At 41.6% G+C, this 5,764-nt stretch carries 8 protein-coding genes; 1 reads left to right on the top strand and 7 read right to left on the bottom strand.

Annotated elements, in window-relative coordinates:
• Positions 1 to 241: 241 nt before the first annotated feature.
• The 7 genes from FTV38_RS16340 to ubiG all read right to left on the bottom strand — a co-directional run bounded on the left by FTV38_RS16340 (position 242) and on the right by ubiG (position 4,786).
• On the bottom strand, positions 242 to 652 hold the full coding sequence (locus tag FTV38_RS16340) for an RcnB family protein (RefSeq protein ID WP_168379728.1): 411 nt from the start codon (positions 650 to 652) through the stop codon (positions 242 to 244).
• Between the two features lie 242 nt (positions 653 to 894).
• On the bottom strand, positions 895 to 1,305 hold the full coding sequence (locus tag FTV38_RS16345; RefSeq protein ID WP_180022986.1) for an RcnB family protein: 411 nt from the start codon (positions 1,303 to 1,305) through the stop codon (positions 895 to 897).
• 310 nt (positions 1,306 to 1,615) lie between these two features.
• Entirely contained in the window at positions 1,616 to 1,771 is a 156-nt protein-coding gene (locus FTV38_RS16350) for a hypothetical protein (RefSeq protein WP_180008593.1), read from the bottom strand.
• Positions 1,772 to 2,003: 232 nt separating this feature from the next.
• Positions 2,004 to 2,423 carry a hypothetical protein gene (locus FTV38_RS16355; protein WP_111885093.1) on the bottom strand — a complete coding sequence of 140 codons (420 nt, stop codon included), beginning with the start codon at positions 2,421 to 2,423 and terminating at the stop codon, positions 2,004 to 2,006.
• Between the two features lie 168 nt (positions 2,424 to 2,591).
• Positions 2,592 to 3,341, bottom strand: a complete 750-nt coding sequence (locus FTV38_RS16360; protein WP_180022987.1) for a YciK family oxidoreductase — start codon at positions 3,339 to 3,341, stop codon at positions 2,592 to 2,594.
• A gap of 36 nt (positions 3,342 to 3,377) precedes the next feature.
• Positions 3,378 to 4,076 carry an HAD family hydrolase gene (locus FTV38_RS16365; protein ID WP_180022988.1) on the bottom strand — a complete coding sequence of 233 codons (699 nt, stop codon included), beginning with the start codon at positions 4,074 to 4,076 and terminating at the stop codon, positions 3,378 to 3,380.
• Positions 4,076 to 4,786, bottom strand: a complete 711-nt coding sequence (gene ubiG / locus FTV38_RS16370) for a bifunctional 2-polyprenyl-6-hydroxyphenol methylase/3-demethylubiquinol 3-O-methyltransferase UbiG (RefSeq protein WP_078190637.1) — start codon at positions 4,784 to 4,786, stop codon at positions 4,076 to 4,078. Before ubiG ends, FTV38_RS16365 begins: the two co-directional genes overlap by 1 nt.
• A 183-nt stretch (positions 4,787 to 4,969) precedes the next feature.
• Between ubiG and FTV38_RS16375 the strand changes: the two genes are divergently transcribed.
• Entirely contained in the window at positions 4,970 to 5,587 is a 618-nt protein-coding gene (locus tag FTV38_RS16375; protein ID WP_111885097.1) for a thiol:disulfide interchange protein DsbA/DsbL, read from the top strand.
• Positions 5,588 to 5,764 lie beyond the last annotated feature (177 nt).

Consider the following 5,764-nt stretch of genomic DNA (forward strand, 5'->3'; position numbering starts at 1 on the left):
CTGATGCTAGTTGGTCTAACACCTTGCAATGTTTGTCTTTTATACGTAATTTAAGGGTTTTCATGTACTTATATTAACAATCAAAACTCAAGGAAAATAGTCCTTAGTTAAATCAAACGACACTTCATGTCGTGTCGCTTATATCTCTGACCTGAAGGACAGAGTTTTACGCTCCATTTGATAAAAAACACCTGAACAGTGTTCAGGTGTTGGGAAAGGGACTTAAGAGATCGTCGAATGATTAGCCATTCTTAATGCGAATGATGCGATCGGTACGATCATTGACTAGCACGTAGTCACCATTGATTTTGTACCATTGTTGATAACGACCGGTGTTCGGTAAGCGGCGCGCTTCACGGTCACTCACTTTGTAGCGGCTTGAATCGAAATAACGAGGAAAGCTTTGACCAACACGCCAATCGCGGCTTGGATTTACACGACGAAAGTCATTACGGTCGTAGCGATTATTGTCATAACGGTTGTTGTTATTCCAATTACTCGGACGGTGATCTTTGTCCCAACGGTTGTCTTGATGTTGGTATGACGGATGGTAACGGCGGTCATCTTGACGATGGTCTGGCGCAGCAATGGCTGCTGTTGTTGCCATCAAAGCCGATACGGAAAGAACTAAACTCGATACGATTTTGTTCATGGGACACCTCTATACATTTCTAATCTGTTTTTCGATGATTCAAAATTAGCGAGAAAGTTCAGAGAAAGCGTGGGGGCAATATAGTTGAATTGTGAAATGTATGGAGGAAATTTGAAGGTGTGTAAATGATCTGAACGCTAGGCAGCATCAGCTTTTGCGGTTAAACATTAAAAAAAACTCATAAAAAAAGCCCAGAGTTGATCTGGACTTTAAAAATATGGCGAAATTAAATTCAAAACGGCTTACATACCTAAAATTTTCAGAATACTGTTACTATCTGAGTTGACCAATATGTAGTCATTATTGATTTTATACCATTGCTGATTACGCGATGGTTTAGGTAAGTTATGGTCTTTATAATCGACTTTATAACCATTACCACGATAATGCTGTGGCATCACATAGCCCGTTTGCCATTTATGTTGTTGCAAACGTTTGACTCCACGTTGTTCACGCATACGGCGTCGATCTTCAAGATCGTCATCGTCCTGATAACCACGGTAATCACGATCTTTTTTCATTTGACCATATGCATTGCCGCGTGGGCCATCAAAGCCACGTTCATCGTTCTTGAAGTGAGGCGCTGCAGACGTGATGCTGCTTGCTATTAAAGCACTGAAAGAAATAGCCAAAATTGGCAAAATCTTTTTCATGTTCAACCCTCATGAGTAATTTATCTTCAATATCACTACTGTACGCATTAAATGCAGAGAAACTGTGAAGAAAGATGAATATTTCTTTAAATAAAACGAAGAGATTGCGGATATTATGCGATAAATTTGGCGCCGAGAACAATCTTTCCATCTTGAAAGCGATGGTCCGATAATGCGTGCTTTTTATCCTTGCAATGCAGTCTTGATCAAATTTGAGGTCTATTGTAAGCACGATCAAAAACGCCCATCAAGTCTTGATGGGCAAATAGGGTAGAGATACTGGAATGAAAACGGTGGGTAAATTCGGGTTTTAGTACCACTGCTCATTGAGGCATTGGAGTGAATAAATCGCTTGAGCCACAGATTCAGCTTGCTCGGCATCGTCCATTGCAGAGATCAAATTTTCAGTCAGTTGTAAGGTTTCAATTGAACGAATGGTTTCAATTTTACGTGTTTGATCAGCCATTTGGGTCTCCTTGCCGTCGGTCTATGTCATGGCAAGCAGTCTATGCTTTTATATTTAATTTGAAAAACCGAATATTATTATAAAAATAATTTAAAAATACGATCAATGGAAAGTTGGGTAATGAAGCTGTCTATTGATCAAAGCTTGTTGAATTTCAAATGCTAATCTAAGGGTTTAAAAAAAGGGCATCAAATGGCCCTTTTTAAACATGAATTTTTCACTTGGAACACACTTAGTATGCGTATTTCAGGTCAGTATAATCCGTTAATGATTTTTGAATATGAGCTTGAATAAATTCATTAATATCTTCAGGTGTCATTGCTGCACCTTGTTTGGTAATCACATGCTCAAACGGCGCTTGATCTTGCGCAATGATGCGATAAACAAAGTTAGTGATCACTTGAAAGCCTGCTTCTTGCTTTTGAATGCAAGTGACATAGAAATAGGCATGCTCAAAGTTTAAGTCAGTATGCGAAAAAATAAATTGTTCAAATAATTTTGCATTTTGACCGACATCTAAGCCCTTTAAATCGTCCACGATACTCGGGTCGAATTTCATGCCATATTTTGCTGAAATGGGTTGACCATCGACCAGTAGGTTAACCATGCCATCCTCAGTTGGAGTCACTGTAATATTGCTAAAGTCAGACATGTATCAATCCAATGTTTTTAAAGAATGCCCCAAGTATCGGCAAATTTGCTAAAAACTCAAGTCGACTTTCGCGTGGACACCGCGAAATCAGTCGGTTAATGATGTCTTGTAGGCATTCAATACATAAAAAAGGAAGCTCGCGCTTCCTTTTTAAATTGGGTTTTCACCCTATTCATCTTGGGCATCTATGCTGGCACCGGTTAAATGCAAGCTGTCGTCACCCATTAAATATAAATATGCAGGCATAATGCTTTCAGGCGTAGGCAAAGTTTTTGGATCTTCGTCTGGATACGCCTTTGCACGCATGGCAGTACGTGTTGCCCCTGGGTTAATGCAGTTGAAGCGAATATTCGGATGTACATTTTCTTTTGCGAATAAAGTGCTGACCGCTTCAATGGCAATTTTTGAAACCGAGTACGCGCCCCAACGTTCACGGGCTTCACGCCCCACACCCGAACTGGCAAAGACCACTGAGGCATGCTCAGATTTTTGCAGTAATGGCATCAGCTCTTGAGTCAGTACAAAAGGCGCACGAAGGTTCACCGCCATGACATCATCCCATACATCCACAGGATAATGTTCTAGTTCAGTCCGCTCACCCAAAATCCCGGCATTATGCAAAATGCCGTCAAGGCGACCAAATTGCTTTTCTAAGGTATCGACCAACAGCTCATAATCACGAGGAGAGGCACTAGACAGTTGTAGCGGTAAAATCGCCGGTTGGGGGGCACCCAAGCCTTCAATTTCATCGTAAATCACTTCTAGTTTATTCAGTGTGCGTCCATGTAAGACCACGGTTGCGCCATGTAAGGCATAACTGAGGGCAGCCGCACGGCCAATACCATCGCCCGCACCTGTAATCAGGATAATGCGATCTTTGAGCAGATCGGGGCGAGGTTGATATTCTGAATATTTCATCCGTACCTCCTCGTTTTATTGTGTTGTGTTCTATCGTTATAAAGTCGCTGTGTTGAGCGTTTTCGGTTTGATGACCAAATCATGAATGACTTCATGCAGTTCAGCAACAGTCTTCACTATACAATCTGCATGCCAAGCTGTTAAGTCATCTTTGTGTTGTAAAGGTAAATAGCCATAAGCCGCTAGAATCGTATACATCTGCGCATTACGACCAGCATCGATATCACGTGGATGATCACCGACATAGATACAATCTTGAGCATCTAGATGAATGTGCTTGGCGGCTAAATACATCGGCTCTGGGTCTGGCTTGGTTTTACTGACATCATCTGGGCAAACCAATACCGAGCAGCGCTCAGTTAAATTCAGCGCTTTGAGCAACGCTTCACTGAGTGAGCGCGGTTTATTGGTGACGATACCCCACGGAATTTGATGCTGTTCCAGTTCATCGAGTAGCGGATACATGCCTTCAAAAAGGTCTGTATCGACGGCTATATCAGCACCATACAGATCTAGAAAGCGTTGACGATGTGTCAGAAAGACAGGATCTTCAACGTCTAACTCTGGATAGACCAGTTTGACCATCGCACGCGCGCCTTCAGATACTTGTACACGAATGTCTTCTGCACTGACCACCGCAATGCCTTTGTCACGGCACATGTCTTGAATAATACGAATAAAATCAGCCGCGGTATCAATCAGTGTACCGTCAAGATCAAAGAGTACAGCTTTCATTAGGCTTCTTTCACCGTATGAACCATATAGTTCACATCCACATTGGGTGCGAGCCAATAGCGTTTGGTGATCGGGTTATAATGTAAACCAGTCATATCTTTGAGTTTTAACTCGGCTTGACGAATATCATGAGCTAATTCTGAAGGTTTAATAAACTTTGAATAATCATGAGTGCCTTTCGCCAACATGCGTAAAACATATTCCGCACCAATAATCGCAAACAAATAGGCTTTAGGATTACGGTTAATGGTCGAGAAGAATACATGACCACCCGGTTTTACCAGTTTTTGACACGCTAAAATAATTGATGCTGGATCAGGTACATGTTCGAGCATTTCCATACAGGTAACGACGTCATATTGACCGGCTTGTTCTTCTGCCAATTGCTCTACAGGCACTTGGCGATATTCAATATTTTGCACATTTTCTTGTTCGGCATGTAGGCGTGCAACATTCAATGGCGCTTCACCCATGTCGATACCCAATACTTGCGCACCGCGACGTGCCATGCTTTCAGCTAAAATACCGCCGCCACAGCCCACATCTAATACTTTCTTGCCAGTGATGCCATTTGAATGCTCATCAATCCAGTTCAAACGCAGAGGATTAATCATGTGCAAAGGGCGGAACTCAGAATGCTGATCCCACCATATGGCTGCGAAAGCTTCAAATTTGGCAATTTCTTGTGGATCAACATTCAATTGCGACATCGGTTGCACCTCAATCAAGTCTTTATATTTTAGAAAAAAGTTTATGGGAGTTAGTGTAGCGCGTCCTGAAAAAAAAGCGATAAAAGCCTTAAAAAAGTTCACAGAATGAAAACGAAATCGACAGATTTGATTTATAGTGTTGCCATAAACTAATTCATAATGATTTTGAGGACGATAAGTTCAATGAAAAAATTCCTTTTAGGCACGATTACAACAGCTATTTTGGCTTTTTCTGGCAGTGCGATGGCAGCGCAATTTGTCGCGGGGACTGATTACACAGTTATTCCAAAACCGATTAAAGTCGAACGTCCGGGTAAAATCGAAGTCCGTGAGTTCTTTTGGTATGGCTGCCCACATTGTTTTACATTAGAACCGCATATGCAAACGTGGTTAAAGCAATTGCCTAAAGATGTACGTTTTGTCCGTACACCTGCAGCAATGAATCCACTTTGGGAACAAGGCGCGCGTGCTTACTATGCATCGGAAGCACTGGGTGTTCGTCAAAAAGCACATTTACAATTGTTCCATGACATTCATGTGGGTCAGAAAAATATCTTAGAACAAGGCGCATTTGCGAAGTTCTACACCCGTTATGGTGTTCCTGAAGCGAAATTTAACAGCACATTTAAATCATTTGCTGTGTCTTCAAAAATTGCTCAAGCGAAAAGCTTAGCGGCTCAATATCAATTGAGTGGCGTGCCTGCGATTACCGTCAATGGTAAATACATCGTACAAGGTGAAGATGCACGTACTGTTGAAATCGTGAAATTCCTTGTTGATAAAGAGCGTAAAGCAAAATAACAGATGTCATAAAAAAGCCGCACTCGATGCGGCTTTTTTTATGACGGTACTGTCCCGTCCTGAAATAAGTTTACACCTTAAGAGACTTATTTTATGGAACATGCACAAGAACAACGAGTTAAACGCACACAACGTGATTATAGCTTCGCCTTTAAAATGATGGTTGTACATGAAGTA

Source organism: Acinetobacter sp. YH16044 (genome assembly GCF_013417145.1).
Lineage (GTDB): Bacteria > Pseudomonadota > Gammaproteobacteria > Pseudomonadales > Moraxellaceae > Acinetobacter > Acinetobacter amyesii.

Coding starts and splice junctions, on each gene's coding strand:
- FTV38_RS16365 (WP_180022988.1), bottom strand. CDS start 4,076: ATGAAAGCTGTACTCTTTGATCTTGACGGTACACTGATTGATACCGCG.
- FTV38_RS16360 (WP_180022987.1), bottom strand. CDS start 3,341: ATGAAATATTCAGAATATCAACCTCGCCCCGATCTGCTCAAAGATCGC.
- FTV38_RS16340 (WP_168379728.1), bottom strand. CDS start 652: ATGAACAAAATCGTATCGAGTTTAGTTCTTTCCGTATCGGCTTTGATG.
- FTV38_RS16350 (WP_180008593.1), bottom strand. CDS start 1,771: ATGGCTGATCAAACACGTAAAATTGAAACCATTCGTTCAATTGAAACC.
- FTV38_RS16375 (WP_111885097.1), top strand. CDS start 4,970: ATGAAAAAATTCCTTTTAGGCACGATTACAACAGCTATTTTGGCTTTT.
- FTV38_RS16345 (WP_180022986.1), bottom strand. CDS start 1,305: ATGAAAAAGATTTTGCCAATTTTGGCTATTTCTTTCAGTGCTTTAATA.
- FTV38_RS16355 (WP_111885093.1), bottom strand. CDS start 2,423: ATGTCTGACTTTAGCAATATTACAGTGACTCCAACTGAGGATGGCATG.
- ubiG (WP_078190637.1), bottom strand. CDS start 4,786: ATGTCGCAATTGAATGTTGATCCACAAGAAATTGCCAAATTTGAAGCT.